The sequence below is a fragment of the Streptomyces sp. bgisy159 genome, assembly GCF_965341775.1.
GTDB lineage: Bacteria > Actinomycetota > Actinomycetes > Streptomycetales > Streptomycetaceae > Streptomyces.
Genome location: NZ_CBDQZH010000014.1, coordinates 40,115 through 54,104, shown reverse-complemented (window position 1 = coordinate 54,104; position 13,990 = coordinate 40,115). Strand labels below are relative to the sequence as shown.

General features: G+C 71.8%; 13 protein-coding genes and 2 tRNA genes. 6 read left to right on the top strand and 9 right to left on the bottom strand.

The genetic code is table 11. The annotated features are described in order from the left end of the window. Window position 1 precedes the first annotated feature (1 nt). Window positions 2-1,012 (top strand): ribosome small subunit-dependent GTPase A, encoded by a 1,011-nt coding sequence (gene rsgA, locus ACSLTV_RS16110; RefSeq protein WP_432155892.1) that lies wholly within the window; start codon window positions 2-4, stop codon window positions 1,010-1,012. Window positions 1,013-1,089: 77 nt separating this feature from the next. Continuing rightward, a complete protein-coding gene (locus ACSLTV_RS16105; RefSeq protein ID WP_432133997.1) occupies window positions 1,090-1,413 on the top strand; it encodes a DMT family transporter in 324 nt (107 codons plus the stop codon). Between the two features lie 9 nt (window positions 1,414-1,422). Here the strand turns inward: ACSLTV_RS16105 and ACSLTV_RS16100 are convergent, their stop codons facing one another. Then, window positions 1,423-2,037, bottom strand: coding sequence for a TetR/AcrR family transcriptional regulator (locus tag ACSLTV_RS16100; RefSeq protein WP_432133996.1), 615 nt, complete (start codon window positions 2,035-2,037; stop codon window positions 1,423-1,425). Window positions 2,038-2,188: 151 nt separating this feature from the next. Here ACSLTV_RS16100 and hisN point away from each other — a divergent pair, with 151 nt between their 5' ends. From hisN to ACSLTV_RS16085, 3 genes are all read left to right on the top strand, one after another. After that, window positions 2,189-3,022: a histidinol-phosphatase gene (hisN, locus tag ACSLTV_RS16095; RefSeq protein WP_432133995.1), complete on the top strand. Its 834-nt coding sequence runs from the start codon at window positions 2,189-2,191 to the stop codon at window positions 3,020-3,022. A gap of 174 nt (window positions 3,023-3,196) precedes the next feature. Beyond that, window positions 3,197-3,589 (top strand): CBS domain-containing protein, encoded by a 393-nt coding sequence (locus tag ACSLTV_RS16090; protein ID WP_432133994.1) that lies wholly within the window; start codon window positions 3,197-3,199, stop codon window positions 3,587-3,589. Window positions 3,590-3,684: 95 nt separating this feature from the next. Next, entirely contained in the window at window positions 3,685-4,101 is a 417-nt protein-coding gene (locus ACSLTV_RS16085) for a Fur family transcriptional regulator (RefSeq protein WP_432133993.1), read from the top strand. A 111-nt stretch (window positions 4,102-4,212) separates the two neighbouring features. On the opposite strand, the gene ACSLTV_RS16080 is transcribed toward ACSLTV_RS16085, so the two are convergent. The 4 genes from ACSLTV_RS16080 to ACSLTV_RS16065 all read right to left on the bottom strand — a co-directional run bounded on the left by ACSLTV_RS16080 (window position 4,213) and on the right by ACSLTV_RS16065 (window position 9,619). Further along, window positions 4,213-4,286 (bottom strand) — tRNA-Met (locus ACSLTV_RS16080). A gap of 82 nt (window positions 4,287-4,368) precedes the next feature. After that, window positions 4,369-6,309 carry a tetratricopeptide repeat protein gene (locus tag ACSLTV_RS16075; protein ID WP_435612370.1) on the bottom strand — a complete coding sequence of 647 codons (1,941 nt, stop codon included), beginning with the start codon at window positions 6,307-6,309 and terminating at the stop codon, window positions 4,369-4,371. 205 nt (window positions 6,310-6,514) lie between these two features. Continuing rightward, window positions 6,515-6,588, bottom strand: a tRNA-Met gene (locus ACSLTV_RS16070). A gap of 43 nt (window positions 6,589-6,631) precedes the next feature. Further along, on the bottom strand, window positions 6,632-9,619 hold the full coding sequence (locus ACSLTV_RS16065; protein WP_432134180.1) for a UPF0182 family membrane protein: 2,988 nt from the start codon (window positions 9,617-9,619) through the stop codon (window positions 6,632-6,634). A gap of 162 nt (window positions 9,620-9,781) precedes the next feature. Here ACSLTV_RS16065 and ACSLTV_RS16060 point away from each other — a divergent pair, with 162 nt between their 5' ends. After that, the gene (locus ACSLTV_RS16060; protein WP_432133991.1) at window positions 9,782-10,324 is read left to right on the top strand and encodes a PPA1309 family protein; all 543 of its coding nucleotides are present in this window, start codon (window positions 9,782-9,784) and stop codon (window positions 10,322-10,324) included. Window positions 10,325-10,461: 137 nt separating this feature from the next. Here ACSLTV_RS16060 and ACSLTV_RS16055 read toward each other — a convergent pair whose 3' ends face one another. The 4 genes from ACSLTV_RS16055 to ACSLTV_RS16040 form a co-directional block, all read right to left on the bottom strand. Continuing rightward, window positions 10,462-11,559 carry a YlbL family protein gene (locus ACSLTV_RS16055; protein WP_432133990.1) on the bottom strand — a complete coding sequence of 366 codons (1,098 nt, stop codon included), beginning with the start codon at window positions 11,557-11,559 and terminating at the stop codon, window positions 10,462-10,464. A gap of 62 nt (window positions 11,560-11,621) precedes the next feature. Then, window positions 11,622-11,813 (bottom strand): hypothetical protein, encoded by a 192-nt coding sequence (locus tag ACSLTV_RS16050; RefSeq protein WP_432133989.1) that lies wholly within the window; start codon window positions 11,811-11,813, stop codon window positions 11,622-11,624. Window positions 11,814-12,115: 302 nt separating this feature from the next. Beyond that, window positions 12,116-12,577 carry a molybdenum cofactor biosynthesis protein MoaE gene (locus tag ACSLTV_RS16045; RefSeq protein WP_432133988.1) on the bottom strand — a complete coding sequence of 154 codons (462 nt, stop codon included), beginning with the start codon at window positions 12,575-12,577 and terminating at the stop codon, window positions 12,116-12,118. Window positions 12,578-12,866: 289 nt separating this feature from the next. Next, window positions 12,867-13,979 (bottom strand): SDR family oxidoreductase, encoded by a 1,113-nt coding sequence (locus ACSLTV_RS16040; protein WP_432133987.1) that lies wholly within the window; start codon window positions 13,977-13,979, stop codon window positions 12,867-12,869. Window positions 13,980-13,990 lie beyond the last annotated feature (11 nt).

The window sequence follows — 13,990 nt, the reverse complement described above, 5'->3', positions numbered from 1 at the left end:
CATGCGCCGCTACGGCAAGCACACCGACGAGGACGACATCCGCACCCGCCCCGGCCGCCGCAACACCCGGCCCCGGACGAACATCCGCCCCAAGCACGAGGACGCGGCCGAGGGCATGGTCCTCACCGTGGACCGGGGCCGGCTCACCTGCCTGGTCGAGGACCGCGCCATCATCGCCATGAAGGCCCGTGAACTGGGCCGCAAGGCGGCGGTGGTCGGCGACCGGGTGGCTCTGGTCGGCGATCTGTCGGGCAAGAAGGACACCCTGGCCCGCATCGTCCGCATCGAGGAGCGGTCCTCCGTGCTGCGCCGCACGGCGGACGACGACGACCCCTTCGAGCGGGTCGTGGTCGCCAACGCCGACCAGCTGGCCATCGTCACCGCCCTGGCCGACCCCGAGCCGCGCCCGCGGCTGATCGACCGCTGCCTGGTCGCGGCGTTCGACGGCGGCCTGGAGCCGCTGCTGGTGCTGACCAAGTCGGACCTGGCCCCGCCGGACAAGCTGCTGGAGCTCTACGGCGACCTGGACATCCCGTACGTCGTCACCAGCCGCGAGGAACTGGAGAACGGCGACGCGGCGGGCCGGGTGCGCGAGCACCTCGCCGACCGGGTGACGGCGTTCGTCGGCCACTCGGGCGTGGGCAAGACGACCCTGGTGAACGCGCTGGTGCCCGAGGAGCGCCGTCGGCTGACGGGCCACGTCAACGCGGTGACGGGGCGGGGCCGGCACACCACGACCTCCGCTCTGGCGCTGCCCCTGCTGGGCGCCGACGGGTGGGTGATCGACACACCGGGCGTGCGCTCGTTCGGCCTGGCCCATGTCGACCCCTCCCGGGTGATCCACGCCTTCCCCGACCTGGAGGCGGGCACGGAGGGCTGCCCGCGCGCGTGCAGTCACGACGAGCCGGACTGCGCCCTGGACGCGTGGGTGGCAGAGGGGCACGCGGATGCGGACCGGCTGTACTCGCTGCGCCGGCTGCTGGCGACGCGGGAGCCCACCGAGGGCGACTGACCTCAGCGTTGTTTGGGTGTACACGGGCCCGGTAAGTGCATAATCGCACCGAGCCTGACCAACGGGAGGGACAGCGCATGGCGTGGCTGCTGGTCGTCGTGGCCGGGTTGCTCGAAACAGGCTTCGCCGTCTGCCTGAAGCTCTCCCACGGGTTCACCCGCCTGTGGCCCACCATCGCCTTCGCCGCGTTCGCCCTGGGCAGCTTCGGCCTGCTCACGCTCTCGCTGCGCAAGCTCGACGTGGGGCCCGCGTACGCGGTGTGGACCGGCATCGGAGCGGCGGGTACGGCGATCTACGGGATGATCTTCCTCGGTGACCTGGTGTCCACCCTGAAGATCGTGTCCATCAGCCTGGTGATCGTGGGCGTGATCGGCCTGCAGTTGTCGGGCTCCACGCACTGAAGGGCGCCGCTACGCCTCCTTCGGCGCGGGCCGGGACAGGGCGCACCGCACCAGGTCGGCGACCTCGCCCTCGCCGGGCGGCGCGGCCACGCAGGACAGCGCGAGCCGGACCGCGACCTCGCAGGAGCGGGCCAGGTCGGGGGCGTCGTACGGGAGCGCACCGGGTGCGGTCAGCGTCATGACCGCGCGGTCGCGCACCAGGGTGACGAGGTCGCCGGGCGAGGGCAGTGCGCCGTCGGCCCGCCGTTGCGCCGGTACGGCGGAGGAGGACGGCACCGCCCGGAGTGTCGGCGCGGGCAGGCGTTCGCCCCAGCAGCCGGTGAGCAGAGCGCGGACCAGGACGTTGTCCCTGGCCGCGGAGGCGGTCCACTCGGCGGTGGCGGCGAGCCGCTCCCTGATGTCGCCGTGCCCGGCGAGGGCCCGGTCGACCCCGGCGAGGTAGCCGTCGGCCTCCCTCCGCACCAGCGCCCGGGCGAGGCCTTCCTTGCTGCCGAACTCGTTGTAGAGCGTCTGTCGGGACACCCCGGCCGCGGCGGCCACCTCGACCATCCGCACCGTGGCCCACGGCCGGTGCGCGAGCGCCGAGAAGGCGGCGTCCAGTAGTGACTCCCGGGCTGCAGGCATCATTGCCTCCCTGGGGCAGCGGCTGTGCCCAGATTTTGACGCGCCCCGTCGCCGTGTCAAGCCTTCCGGTCCCCGGTCCCCCGGCTTCCGGTCACCGGCGCGCCGTGGCCCCGTGTGGCCCCGTGTCCCCGTCGGCCGATACGGTTCCCCCATGCCGGACTACCTCGATGACCTGCGCCTCGCCCACGTCCTCGCGGACGCCGCCGACGCCACGACCATGGAACGCTTCAAGGCCCTCGACCTCAAGGTCGAGACCAAGCCGGACATGACCCCGGTGAGCGAGGCCGACAAGGCGGCGGAGGAGCTGGTCCGCGGCCATCTCCAGCGGGCCCGCCCCAGGGACGCGATCCTCGGCGAGGAGTACGGCGTCGAGGGCTCTGGGCCGCGCCGCTGGGTGATCGACCCGATCGACGGCACCAAGAACTACGTCCGGGGCGTCCCCGTCTGGGCCACTCTGATCGCCCTGATGGAGGCCGACGGCGGGGACACCACCCCCTCCGGCGGCCCTGAGAACGGGGAGGGCTACCAGCCCGTCGTCGGCGTGGTCTCCGCCCCGGCGCTCGGCCGCCGCTGGTGGGCGGCGAAGGGACACGGTGCCTTCTGCGGCCGCAACCTGACGTCGGCGAGCCGGCTGCGGGTGTCACAGGTCTCGCGGCTCGCGGACGCCTCGTTCGCCTACTCCTCCCTCTCCGGCTGGGAGGACCTGGGCCGGCTGGACGGCTTCCTGGACCTCGGCCGCGCGGTGTGGCGCACGCGCGCGTACGGCGACTTCTGGCCGTACATGATGGTCGCGGAAGGCGCGGTGGACCTGTGCGCCGAGCCGGAGCTGTCGCTGTGGGACATGGCGGCCACGGCCGTCATCGTCACCGAGGCCGGGGGCACGTTCACGGGGCTCGACGGGCGCCCGGGGCCGCACAGCGGCAACGCGGCCGCCTCCAACGGCCTGCTCCACGACGACCTGCTGGGCCACCTCGGCCCCCGGTGACCGCCGGCGGCCGAGAAGCGAGGGCGCGACAGATGAGCGCATGCGCCCTCGATTGCACACCCGCGCCCTCTTGTTGACCCCCGCTTTGCCTGCCACCCTGAGAGTCCCCCCACTTGTGAACTTGTGAAACGCCGAACAAACGGTGTGGGGGCACTCCAGGAGGTGGCTCCATCCATGCTCGTCCGTGACGCCATGACCACAGTCGTCCTCACCATCGGCCCCGACCACACGCTCCGCCAGGCCGCAACCCTGATGGCCGCCCGCGGAATCGGCGCGGCGGTGGTCCACGACCCCGACGCCGGCGGGATCGGCATCCTCACCGAGCGCGACGTCCTCAACTCCGTCGGCCGGGGCCAGGACCCGGACACGGAACGCGCCCACGCCCACACCACCACCGACGTCGTGTTCGCCGCACCGGCCTGGACGCTGGAGGAGGCGGCCCGCGCCATGACGCACGGCGGCTTCCGCCACCTCGTCGTCCTGGACCACGGCGAGATCACCGGCGTCGTCTCGGTCCGCGACATCATCCGCTGCTGGGCACCGGCCCGGCAGAGCGTGCCCGCCTGAGCAGCCGACCCCGAAATGGACGCTGTCTAAAACAGGCCCTGATCCAAAGTCACACCTATTCGTGACCTGGCCCGCGCTGCTGTTAGGCTGGTCGCATGAGTGACCTTCTGGAACGGCTGCGCGGACGCGGATGGCGGATGACCGCGCAGCGGCGTGTCGTGGCCGAGGTCCTTACCGGTGACCACGTCCATCTGACGGCCGACGAGGTGCACGCCAGGGCGGTCACCAAGCTGCCCGAGATCTCCCGCGCCACCGTGTACAACACGCTCGGCGAGCTGGTCTCCTTGGGCGAAGTCCTCGAGGTCACCACCGACAAGCGCGCCAAGCGGTACGACCCCAACGCCCACCGACCGCACCACCACCTGGTGTGCGCCCGATGCGGCGCGATCCGCGACGTCCATCCCACCGGCGACCCGCTCGCCGAACTGCCCGACTCCGAGCGCTTCGGCTTCACGGTGTCGGACGTGGAAGTGACGTACCGGGGCGTCTGCCCCGACTGCGCGACGGTCTGACGGGCGACAGCCTGACGCGCGCCGACCCGGCACCGCGGCGCCGAACCGATCGCCCCAGGAACGCACTGAGGGCCGGAACCCTCTCGGGTTCCGGCCCTCAGTCTTTTTCAGTAGCGGGGACAGGATTTGAACCTGCGACCTCTGGGTTATGAGCCCAGCGAGCTACCGAGCTGCTCCACCCCGCGTCGATGAATGGAACATTACGTCAAGGATGCAGAGGAAAGCAAATGCGTCTCCCGTGACGGGGGGGCACCCCCTGGGGAGTAATCACGCCGGCAGCTCCTCCCGCAGCGCGTCCCGCAGCCGGGCCGCCCGCTCCGCGACCTCCCCGGGGCCGAGGCTCACCGCACGGTCCGCCCAGTACTGCCCTTCGTCCAGCTCCCCGCGACGCGCGTAGACCAGGGCCAGCCGGAGAGCCGCCCGTCCATGACCGTCGTCGGCCGCCCGGGTCCACCACACGACCGCTTCGGGCTCACTGCCCTCCCTGGCCAGCAGCAGCCCCAGGTTGAACGCGCCGTTGCGCGAGCCGGCCTCGGCGGCTTCGCGGTACCAGCGCGCGGCCTCCACGACGTCGCCGCGGGCGGCCGCCAGCATTCCCACCCGGACCTGGGCGCGCCGGTGCCCCTGGGAGGCGGCCCTCTCGTACCACTCCTCGCACTCGGTCTTCTCGTGCACCGACTCCCCGAGCTCGTGCGCGGGCGCCGGGGGCCGCCGGGCGTCCAGCACCGCGGCCAGCCGGTAGGCGGCCTCCGTGCTGCCGCCCCCGGCCGCGCACCGCAGGTGCCGCTCGGCGTCCTGCTCGTCCCCGTCGCGCAGCCGGGCGATGCCGACCTGCAGCGCGGCCTCGGTGTGCCCGGCCGCCGCCGCCCGCTCGTACCAGCGCAGGGCGTCCGCGTCCTTGCCGCGCCCGGCGTAGAGGATGCCCAGGTTGAACGCGGCGTCGACGCTGCCGGCCTCCGCCGCCTTGGAGAACCACGGCTCGGCGCCGGTGGCGTCCCCGCCCCGCAGCAGCAGGATCGCCAGCGCGTTGGCCGCCTCGCGGTGGCCCGCGTAGGCGGCGTGGCGGTACCACTGCTCGGCCTGGGCGGTACGGCCCTGCTCGGCGCACAGCAGCCCGAGGTTGTAGGCGCCGTTGACGTCACCGGCGTCCATGGCCGCCCGGTACCAGCGCTCCGCGGTCTGGGTCTGGCCGCGCTCGGCGTGCAGCGCGCCCAGGGCGTTGGCCGCGTTGCCGTCGCCCTCCTGGGCGGCGCGCAGCCACCAGATGGCCGCGTTCTCGGTGTCACCGGCGTCCCGCAGCAGGAAGCCCAGCGCGCAGGCGGCCCGGGCCTCCCCGTCCTCGGCCGAGGTCAGGTACCAGCGCCCGGCCTCCTTCAGCTCGCCACGCTTCTCCAGGATCGCCCCGAGATACAGAGCCGCCCGGCGGTGGCCGCGCGCGGCGGCCTGCCGGTACCACTGCTCGGCCTCGGCGGCCGGGGAGACACCGTTGTCACCGCCGGTCTCCCCTGCTCCGGCACGTGCGCGCCGCCGAGCCACACCGTCCCGGGCCGCGGGCCGCCGGCCGGGGCGGTCGTTCCCGGCCCGCCCGGAGCCGGCCTCGGGTCCGGCCGGTTCACCGTGGGCGCGGCGGTCCAGGGCGCGGGCGAGCCGGTAGGCCGCCTCACGGTGGCCCCGCTCGGCGGCGATGCGCATCCACCGCTCGGCCCCGCTGTCCCCCCGGTGCTCCAGCAGGTCGGCGAGCGCGTAGGAGCCCAGCACATGACCCTGCTCGGCGGACTGCCGCAGCCAGTACTCGGCGGCCGGCTCGTCGCCGCGCTCGCGGTGGTGCCGGCCGAGCGCGTGCGCGGCCGCCGTGGAGCCGGCGACGGCGGCCACCCGCCACCATCCGGCCGCCTCATCGGCGTATCCGCGCTGGTGGAGGAGGACGCCCAGGTTGTTGGCGGCGGCCCGGTCACCGGCCGCGGTGGCGGCACGCAGCTGGGGCTCGGCCCCGTCGAGATCGCCCCGGCGCAGCAGCATCGCCCCGAGGACGCTGGCCGCCTCGGCGTCGCCGGCCGCGGCCGCGCACCTCAGGCGTACCTCCTCGGCGGCCTCCCCCGTCTCGTCCGTGGTCTCGTCCGTGGTCTCCTCCGGGGCCGCTTCCTCACCGGAAGCCTGCACAAATCGCCCTGTCTCGAACAGAGTTGCCTTGTCCCCCATAACGTCCATCGTCGCACCACCTGCAACCTGGGTACACCCGGTATACCGCAGCCCGTGAGGTCACTTCAGCGTTTTGTCGACATGCCCACAGAGAGACAAGTCAAACACAGATCCCCCAACTCCCCACGTCGGCGCGGCGATCGCCCCGTCTGTACATGCGTTCGCACACCACGAAGGCCCGGATCCCTGTAAGGATCCGGGCCTTCGTTTTCAGTAGCGGGGACAGGATTTGAACCTGCGACCTCTGGGTTATGAGCCCAGCGAGCTACCGAGCTGCTCCACCCCGCGTCGTGTCGCACAACCGTACCACGACGCGGAGCGGATCATGTCATCAGCCGCTTCCGCCGCTGCTGCTCGGCGCGGGACTCGGGCTCTTGCTCGGACTCGGGCCGGCGCTGCCGCCCGGCTTCGGACTCGGGCTCGCGCCCGACGCCGCGCCACCGGACGCGCTGTTGTTCCTCTCCGCCTCGGCCTGCGCGTCCTCGGCCCGCTTGAGCGCGGCCTCCAGGTCCTTCTGCGCCTTGCCGTACGCCTCCCAGTCGCCCTTCTTGAGGGCCTCCTGGCCGGCGGTGAACGCCTTCTGTGCGTCCTGCAGGGCCTGTTGGACCGTGGCGTCGCCCGTCGGCGGGGGTGTCGTGCCCCCGCCCTCGTCGCTCGGCGGCTTCTGGGGCGTGCCCTCGGTGCCGAAGACCTTGTTGAGCGCCTCCTCCAAGGTGTCCTCGAAGGCGGTGTTGCCTCCATAGGTGACCAACACCTTGCGCAGCAGCGGGTACTTCAGGCCGCCACCGCGGACGTAGACCGGTTCCACGTAGAGCAGTCCGCCTTCGAGCGGCACCGTCAGCAGGTTGCCGTACTCGACCTCGGAGTCACCGCCGCTGAGCAGCCGGATGGTCTCGGCGATGTCCTGTTCGGAGTTGAACTGGCTCTGTACCTGTTTCGGCCCGTTGACGGTGGTGCTCGTCGGCAGCTTCAGAATTCTGATCTTGCCGTAGCCGGAGGTGCCCGCCTCGGAGTCGACCGCCATGAACGCGCTCAGGTTGTCGCGCCCGTTGGGCGTGAACGTCGTCGTCAGCGAGAACGCCTGCGCCTGCTGGTCGGGCAGCTTCATGCTCAGGTAGTACGGCGGCACCGCGTCGCCCGACTTGTTGGTCGGGTCGTCCGGGACCTGCCACACCTCGCTGCCGCTGAGGAAGGTCGTGGCGTCCTTCACGTGGTACCGGGTGAGCAGTTCGCGCTGCACCTTGAACAGGTCCTGCGGGTAGCGCAGATGAGCCATCAGGGACGGCGAGATGTCGGCCCGCTCCTTCACCGTGTCGGGGAAGGCCTTCATCCACGTCTTCAGGACCGGGTCCTCGGTGTCCCACTGGTAGAGCACGACGTCGCCGGTGTACGCGTCGACGGTCGCCTTCACCGAGTTGCGGATGTAGTTGACCTGGTTCTGCTGGGCGACCACCGCGCGGCTGTCGTTGGTCGCGGTCAGCGAGTCGGCGGTCGTGTCACCGAGGGTGGTACGGGACGCGTACGGGTAGCCGTTGGTCGTGGTGTAGGCGTCGACGATCCACTGGATGCGGCCGTCCACGACTGCCGGGTAGGCGTCGCCGTCGATGGTCAGCCAGGGGGCGACCGCCTCGACGCGCTCCTTCGGCGTGCGGTTGTACAGGATCCGAGACCCCTCGCCGATGGCACCGGAGTACAGGATCTGCGGCTCGCCGAACGCCGCCGCGTACGCCGCCCGGTTCAGCGGGTTGGCGAGGCTGACGCCGCTGTCGCCGGTGTAGCTGAACGACTTCTCGCCGCTGTCGTCGGAGTAGTCGACCTCCTTCTGGGGGCCGCCGACGATCGAGTACGTGGTCGTCTTCTCGCCGTAGTAGACGCGCTGCTCGTACGTGCCGAGCTCGCCCTTGGACGGCAGGTCGGACTCGGTGAACACCGGGCGGCCGTCGGAGTCGGCGGCGGTTCCCTTGGCGGCGACCACGCCGTAGCCGTGCGTGTAGCGGAAGTGGTTGTTGATCCAGTTCTGCTTGTCGACGCCGGCCAGGTTCAGCTCGCGCAGACCGATGACCGTGTCCTGGTCGCTGCCGTTCTGGTTGTAGCGGTCCACGTCCAGGTTGGTCGGGAAGGCGTAGTACTTCCTGATCTGCTGGAGCTGCTGGAAGGTCGGCGAGACGATGTTCGGGTCGAGGATGCGGATGCTGGCCGTGTCGTTGACGTCGTCGCGCAGCCCGCTGATGTCCTCGCTGGTGTTGGTGCCCTTGTAGTCGGCGACCTGGGTGTCGTCGATGCCGTAGGCCTCACGCGTGGCCTTGAGGTTCTTCTGGACGTACGGCGCTTCCTTGGCCTGCTCGTTCGGCTGGACCTGGAACTTCTGCACGATCGCCGGGTACAGGCCGCCGATGAGGATCGCGGAGAGCACCATCAGGCCGAAGCCGATGACGGGCAGCTGCCAGGTGCGCCGCCACAGGGTGGCGAAGAACAGCAGGGCACAGATGACGGCGATGCAGAACAGGATCGTCTTGGCCGGCAGGTAGGCGTTGGCGTCGACGTACCGCAGGCCGGTCCAGTTGTCGGTGGCCTTGAAGTCACTGGACTTCACGGCCAGCCCGTACCGGTCGAGCCAGTAGGCGACGGCCTTCAGCGCGACGAAGACACCGAGCAGCACCGACAGGTGTCCGGTGGCCGCCGAGGTGGCACGGGCGCCGGGGCTGGTGATGCGCAGCCCCCCGTACAGGTAGTGGGTGAGCGCGGCGGCGATCAGGGAGAGGATCGTGGCCGCGAACCCGAAGCCGAGCAGGAAGCGGTACCAGGGCAGGTCGAAGGCGTAGAAGGAGACGTCCAGGTGGAACTGGGGGTCCTTCTTGTGGAAGGGCACGCCGTTGACCCACAGCAGCCAGGTGCGCCACTGGCCGGACGCCGAGGCGCCGGCGATCAGCCCCACCAGGGCCGTGATCGACAGCAACAGCCACTTCTTGTACGGGGCGACGGCCATCCGGTAGCGGTCGAGGCTCTGCTGCTCCATCGACATCGCGCTCAACGGAGGCCGCAGCCGGTGCGCCAGCCAGATGTTGAGGCCGACCGCGAGGGCCATGAGCAGGCCGAAGACGAAGAACAGCCCGATCTTGGTCCACAGGGTCGTGGTGAAGACGGACGAGTAGTGCACCGACCGGTACCACAGCCAGTCGGTCCAGAACCCGGCGAACATGGTGAACGCCATGCCGAGCACGGCCAGGACACCCAGTGTCAGCAGCAGGGTCCGGACGCGCCGGGACGGGCGGCCCACTCTGATCCGCGGCCCCGTAGGGCCTCCGCCGCGGTCCGGCATCTGGAAAGCCAAGGTGCGCACCTCGAAGTTCGTGGTCGATCCTCAGGCCCGCGTGTTCGCCGGCCCCTCGTGGCCCCCGTGATCGTGGGCCCACACCTATGCAACTTACTCAGTGTTTACTCAGTTCCCGATTCCGGGTGTGAACGAGGCAGGATTGTGACCATGTCCAAAACTCCCATGGCGGCGAGCCCGCTGACCCGGGCCGTACTCGAGATCGACGAGTACGCCTCCGGCCTCGGCTGGGACCAGCCCGCTCGCCTTTTCGCCCTCGTAGACACCGCACGGCTGCGGGCCGAGGAACCCTCGCTCGCCGCCCAGCTCGGCCTGGAGGACGAGTCCGAGACCACCGGTCTCACCCCGATCGAGCAGGAGGAGATCGCGGCCGACCGTCCGCTCGACGAGTTCCTGGCGACGATCGCCTGGCCGGACGCGGTGACCGGCTGCGCCCTGACCATCGAGCGGCTGATGCTCCCGCCCGCCGCCGAGGCCCAGGTGCCGACCGACCTCGACGAGGCCGCGCTGGCCCGGTGGGTGAGCTCCCACCCCGGGCGTCAGGAGGTCCGGATGACGGTGGCGGTCCTGCGTGACGGCTCCCGCGAGTCGGCGCTGCGGCTGCGCGAGAAGGACAGCCCGACGGAGGTGCTCACCGGCTCGGACCTGGTTCCGGGGCTGGCCGAGGCGCTGGCGGCGACGTTCGAGGACTGACGTCCACAGGAGCATCCGGGGCGGGGTCCCGCCCGGCGCCGGGCGCCCGGTTCCTCAGGGGACGGGGCGCCCCGGCCTTTTCCGGGGTGCGGCCGGCGGCGGCGCGGACGGGCGGCCTGGCAGGGCTGCGTGCCCGTTCAGCCCTTGGTGGTGCACTCGGGCAGGTCGGCGGTGTCGCCGCTGCGGATGTCCTCCAGGGCGCCGAGGGCGTCGTCGATGGTGCTCACCTTGACGAGCCGGAGTCCGTCCGGGGTGTCCTCGGCGGCGGCCGAGCAGTTCTCGGCGGGCGTGAGGAAGTACTGGGCGCCCTTGTTGCGCGCGCCCACCGTCTTCATCTCGATACCGCCGATGGGGCCGACCTTCCCGCTGTCGTCGATGGTGCCGGTGCCGGCGACGAACGTGCCGCCGGTGAGGCTGCCCGGGGTCAGCTTGTCGTAGATGCCGAGCGCGAACATCAGGCCGGCGCTGGGCCCGCCCACGTCGGCGAGCTTGATGTCGATGCTGAACGGGAAGGTGTGGTCCGTGCCGGCGGAGATGCCGACGATGGCCCGCTTCGCACCCCGGTCGTCGGAGGTGGCCGTGGTGATCGTGACGTCGCGCGTCCCGCTCGCCGCCCGGTTCTCCTTCTCGGCGGCCGCCTGCTCCTTGGCCGGCACGATGGTGAACACGACGTCCTGGCCGGGCTGGTGCTTGGTGACCAGTTCGGCGACGTCGGACGGCTCCTTGACCGCGGTGCCGTCGACCGCCTTGATGACGTCACCGGCGTGCAGCTTGCCCTCGGCGGGCGAGTTCTTCACGACCGTGGAGACGATCACCCAGGACTGCACGGGGATGTCCAGCGCCTCCAGCGCGGCGACCTTCGCGCTCTCCTGGGACTGGCTGAACTCCTCGGCGTTCTCCTGGGTGGACTCCTCCTCCGTCTGGCCGTTCGGGTACAGGGTGTCGTGCGGCACGACCTTGTTGTCGTGCGCCAGCCAGCCGTAGACCGCCTCGACGAGGTTCATCCGGTAGTCGGCGCTGGTGACCCGCACGGTCGTCATGTTCAGGTGGCCGTCGGTCGGGTACGTCCTGTGCCCGGAGATCTGCAGCACCGGCTCGCCGTCGTGCTCACCGAGGGTGTTGACCGTCGGCCCCGGCGACATCTCCGAGTACGGCACGGGGAGGAGCACCCCCGCGCACAGGAGCGCGATCAGCATCAGGGTGGAGGCGAGCATCGTCGCGGTGCGGCGTGGCATGCATCGACAGTACGGGACGGCTCTGTCAGCGCACTGTCAGGGCCGCCACCCAGGTCTCGTCCTCAGGCACCGGAGGGCGACTTCTCCCTCGGCTGGGGCCCGGCGGACTTCTCCATGGCGGCACGGAAGCGGGCGTACCCGTCGAGTTCGGGACCATCGCCGCGGATCTTGCGGGTGCGGTTGGCCCAGCTGCCCCAAAGACCGGCTGCCACCGCGGCCACGAGCGGAATCAGCAACCAGGCGAGCGCCGCCATGCCGACCTCCCAAGCCCCTCAGACCGACCCCAACTGACTGATCAGCAGATTAACCATCCGCACGGACAACGCTCACGCCGGGGGTGCGGTTACGCAACCGGAGGGGCCACCCGGCGGACGGCCGTCGGGCGGACAGCGGACGTCGGACGGCGGTACAGGCGCGACGGGCGGCGGTACAGGCGCGACGGGCGGCGGTACAGGCGCGACGGGCGGACAGCGAAGAGCGGAGAGCGGAGAGCGGCCTATCGGCGCAGGGGATGCGGCAGGGGCGGGGCGGGGGCAGAGCCGGGCGGCAGCTTGGGTCAGCAGGCGCCCACCCACTCCTCGGTGCCGTCGGAGAACGTCTGGTGCTTCCAGATGGGCACCTCGTGCTTGAGGTCGTCGATCAGCTTGCGGCAGGCCTCGAAGGCCTCCCCCCGGTGCGGGCAGGACACGGCGACGACGACGGCGAGGTCCCCGACCCGCAGATCACCCACCCGGTGCACGGCGGCCAGGGCACGCACGGGGTACTCGGCGACGACCTTGTCGGCGATGCGCCGCATCTCGGCCTCGGCGCTCGGATGGCACGAGTAGCCGAGCCGGTCGACGTCGGCGCCTCCGTCGTGGTTGCGCACGGTGCCCACGAAGAGTGCCGTGCCGCCGGCCGCGTCGTCCCCGACCGCCCGGAAGACCTCGTCGAGGGACAGGGCGGTCTCCCGGATCGCGATCAGCTTGACGGGGTCCTGCGCGCCCAGTTCACCGGGGTGGTCGTTGGTAGGTGCCATGCCCCCCATCGTGCCGTACGCCGCGGACCACGGGAAAGCACGGAATCACCGGCACGCGCGCGTACGCGTTGGAGCCTCCTACAGGCACGGACCTGGCCCCGGACGGACACCGAGACCGAGGGCCCCTGAGGCCTGTGGCTCCGCTGCAGGCGCTCGGCCACCGCCCGGCGCGGGTGGGGCGGCATGGACCGGCCAGCGCTGGCCGGGCGGTGGCGGGCCGGGCGGCGCTGGCCGGGCGGTGGCGGGCCGGGCGGGTCCGGTCCGCCTCCGGCACACCCGGCCGGTGCGTTCACACCCGGCGTCGCGCCTTGCGGGCCCGGCGCACCACGGCCGCCGCGCCCAGCAGGGCCACCGTCGCCCCCGCGGCACCCGCGGCGGTGGCGTCTTTGCGGCCCAGCCGGCGCCCGGCCACCGTGTGCCGCCCGGAGACCTCCTCCAGCAGCTCCGCCAGGACCTCCTCGTTGGTCCAGCGGGGCCGCCAGCCGGCCTCGTGCAGACGGCTGCCGCTCACCACCCACGGGTACATCGTGTACGCCAGGTCGCCCGCCGGGGACGGCGTCAGCCCGATGCGGTGCAGCCGGGCCGCGGCACCCAGGGCGACCGCCGACGGCAACTCCATGCGCCGGATCCCGGTGAGCTCCTCGACCTCCTCCTGCTCCAGCCAGCCGTCGCAGCCCACGGCCAGTTCCCCGTCCACCTTCTCCAGGACGGCGTACTCCAGGGCACTGCACAGGTCCTCGACGTGGCAGAACTGCCAGGCAGGCCGCGAACCGGCCACGACGAGCAGCCGCGGAGACTCGAAGTACCTGGTCAGGGCGGTGTCCGTACCGCCTACCAGGACCGCGGGGCGGACCACGGTGACATTGAGCCCGGGATGCGCCCGGGGCGCGCGCCTCGCCAGCCGTTCGATCTCCAGCAGGTCGCCCACTCCGGTCGCCTCGGCGGTGGCCCGCAGCTCGGCGTCCTCCGACAGCGGCAGCTCGTTCTCGGGCAGCGCGCCGTACACCATCGCCGAGGTGCACAGCACCGCGCGGCGCACGCCGGCCGCCGCCGCGGCGGTCAGCACGGTCTGCGTCCCGCGGACGTTGTACGCCGTCCGGGCGGCGGCGTCACTCCCCAGGTCGAGATCGAGCGCCAGATGAACGACGACGTCGACGCCGCGCAGCTTGTCCGCGATCGCCGGGTCGCGCACGTCCAGGATGTGCCACCGGGCCGCGTCGCACTCACCACGCCGCTCGTCGATGGCGACGACCTGCTTGATCTCGTCGGACGCGGCGAGCCGCTCGGTGAGCAGCTCGCCCACCCCGGTCGCGGCGCCGGTCACGGCGACGACGGGCCCGCGCCCGCCGCCCGGGGTTGAGCGGTTTCGCGCTGCGCGAACCTGCGGATCTGGGGAACTCACCAGGTGTCTCC